Consider the following 3,135-nt stretch of genomic DNA (forward strand, 5'->3'; position numbering starts at 1 on the left):
TGCCTTGCGGCCGCCGATATAGAGCGTGCACCAGGCCCGCCCGAAAATGGCAATCAGGATCAGGACAATCCCGCCGGTCTCGACCGTTTCATGGGTAAACATCTCCACCTGCGCCAGCGACTGCATGAGCGGAAGCGCACACAGCACCAACAGCGCGATACCTGCAATGGCAAGCTTGCGGCGGCGCTGGACACGGCGAAGGTCCTGACGCGGTGTGGCGATCGTGTTTGATGGATTTGAGGTCATTGGCCTTCCCGACTTTCAGTTCAACAGAACAGTCGGCAAGAAACCAACTGTCAGCTACTTCTTGTCGTCCGGTTTGCCAAAGCGGGACCGATCAAAGGTCGTGGACGGGCGCGTGGTTCCGCTGGAACCGCTTGTATTGCTGCTGCCTGTCCCCGGCCGCTGTGTCGTACCACCGGCACCAGCACCGGTTCCGGTGCCAAGCGGGCGGCGATAGGTCGAACCAGTGGTATCCGTTGTTCCCGGACGTGTGGTTGAACCTGTACCAGTCGAACCTGACGGTCTGCTGAACGCGCTGCCAGTTGTGCCCGATCCCGTGCTGCCGGTTCCGGTTGTTCCCGGGCGGGTGGTTGACGGGGTGGTGCCAAGTGGCCGCTGGGTCGACGTTGTGCCAAAACCTGAACCTGCGGGGCGGGTTGTTGCTGTCCCTGCTGTTCCGGTTGTTCCGGTTGTCCCGACTGCCGGGCGGGCAGTTGTACCGGCCGTGCCCGCGGCACCGGTTTGCATATGTTTGGGCTTCTGGAAGGCCAAGCCCCCGGGCGCAGCAGCACCGGCCGCACTGGCAGCCCCCGCCTGCGCCTTTTCAAGCGCCGTCAGATCAACTTCCGGCGCCCCCGGACGGTTAAGCTGATAAATGCCACGTTGACGCGCAAGCGGTTTGAACTTGTCGGAAATGCCCAGAACCGTCTCTGCCCCGCCAAGGAACAGGAAACCGTCATCTGGCATCAAGGCGGAAACACGCGAAAGGACGTCACTTTTGGTCGGTTGATCGAAATAGATCAGCACGTTACGGCAATAGACGACGTCAAACTGCCCAAGCGGACGGAAATCTTCCAGAAGGTTGAATTCCTTGTACTGCACCTTGGACCGGATATCGGCCGAGATTTGCCACTGGTCTTCCTTCTTTTGGAAGTACTTGACCAGAAGACCAATCGGAAGGCCCCTTTGGACTTCGAATTGGGAATACAGGCCCGCGCGCGCCTTGGTCAGGATCTCGCGCGAGATATCGGTCCCGACGATATCAATCCGCCAGCCAGCCAGCTGAGATTTGAATTCATCAAGGATCATCGCCAGCGAATAGGGTTCCTGCCCGGAAGAGGCCGCCGCACACCAGATGCGCAGATGTTTCTTCGACGCACGTGTCTTGATCATGTGCGGCAGGACAACATGGCGGAACTGGTCAAACGGTTTGGTATCGCGGAAGAAGAAACTTTCATTGGTCGTCATCGCATCAACGACTTCTTCGACCAGATTGCGGTCGCCACCGCGCAGCGTACCGATCAGCTCAGTCAGGTCCTTGAGACCCCGTTTGCGTGCAATCGGCATCAACCGGCTTTCGAGCAGATAAGTCTTGTCCTGGCTCAGAACGAGCCCGGACTTTGACTTGATCAATCTGCTTACAAACTCGAAGTCATCCGGCTTCATCATTGTGGGTTAACGACCCCCCGCGAATTTTTTGATATAGGCCGCAATCCCACCCACCGGCAAAACCGCAGAACAGATACCGGCATGCGCCGCAGCGCCCGGCATCCCCCATACAACGCTACTCTGCTCGTCCTGTGCCACGACCATGCCCCCCGCATTGACCACGTCACGTCCACCAAGCATACCATCCTGCCCCATTCCGGTAAGTATTGCAGTCAGAATGTTTCCTCCGTAACTCGCGACCAGACTGCGCAACATCGGATCGACCGACGGACGACAGAAATTCTCGGGCGGGTTCTGATTTAACTTCAGATGCCGACTGGCACCACGCCCCTCTACAGTCATGTGGTAATCACCGGGGGCAAGATAAACCTGTCCACCAACAATTGGCATATTGTTTTGTGCTTCCTGACATTTAAGCCCAGTCAGACGGGTGATGTGCTCGGCCAGAATGGTGGTAAAGGTGGCGGGCATATGCTGGGTAATGAAGATCGGCTGACGCACGCCATTCAGGCCGCGCAACACTTCAAACAAGGCCTGCGGCCCACCGGTCGAGCTGCCAATCGCGATGGCTTCGACATTGATGCGTTTTTCGGGCAGCAGCGTGACACCACCGCGCGCGGACTGGCGTTTTGCCGGGGCGGGTGCACTTGCCGAACGGGCCTGTTGGGCGCGCGCACTTTTTTGCGGCGCGGGTGCGGTTGGCCGCTTGGCCGGCGGTGCCGTTCTTGCGCTGGGTGCTGCTGTGGCGGGGCGTTCCGGCATTTTGGGCACGGTTTTGCCCTGCCCGCCTGCCGCAATGGCCGCATCGCGAATAAGTCTGCCCGGATCGCGTGACGGTGTCGTCGAACGCGCTGCTGCACCACCAGCCGGGTTGGCAGCCGGTTTTGCACCTTGCGTTGCGGCCTCCGACGATGCGGGTGTGGCCGGTTGCGGCTTAGGTGCCGGTTGCTGCGGCATCGGCGTCTGGCGCATCTGCGTTGGTTGCGGACGGTGTTGCTGCATCGGGCGGGGGCGCAATTCGGCGGTAAATCGTTTGCGCTGGATCCGGCCTTGTTTGTGAAGCTGCTGATGTTCGACCGACATTTCCGCCCGGAAAGCAGCCGCCTTGCCGCCAGAAGCTGCGTCATCGGGCTCGGATGCCTCGGCATCGGGCGCAGTTGATTTTTCTTCCGGTTCCGGTTCGGGTGCGGCTTGGACAGCAGCCGCTTCTGCCGCGGCAGCTTCTTCGACCTCAAGCATCTTGCGACGCTGTTCAGCCCAGGCTTTCACCTTGTCGAGAAGTTCTTCGCGGAACCCCTCGCCGACATTCAGGTCTTTTGACGAGCTTGGCTTGGGGATGTAATCCACCGCCCCTAGCGTCATCGCCTGGAAACTGATATCGGCATTTCGTTTAGTGAGTGTGGACGCCATGATCACGCGGACTGTCGGATCAATCTCCAACAGTTTCGGCAAGGCCGTCAAACC

1 protein-coding gene and 2 pseudogenes are annotated in these 3,135 nt (G+C 59.5%); all 3 read right to left on the minus strand.

The genetic code is table 11. From position 1 onward, the window contains the following. Window positions 1–246 (minus strand): annotated as a pseudogene (locus B2T33_RS06580) (isoprenylcysteine carboxylmethyltransferase family protein); the annotation flags it as partial. A gap of 609 nt (window positions 247–855) precedes the next feature. Then, window positions 856–1,668: pseudogene (locus B2T33_RS06585) on the minus strand (CheR family methyltransferase); the annotation flags it as partial. Window positions 1,669–1,677: 9 nt separating this feature from the next. Beyond that, window positions 1,678–3,135: chemotaxis protein CheB (locus B2T33_RS06590; RefSeq protein ID WP_414716635.1), on the minus strand; the 1,458-nt coding region annotated here is incomplete at its 5' end.

The sequence above is a fragment of the Thalassospira sp. UBA4513 genome, assembly GCF_002388495.1.
GTDB lineage: Bacteria > Pseudomonadota > Alphaproteobacteria > Rhodospirillales > Thalassospiraceae > Thalassospira > Thalassospira tepidiphila.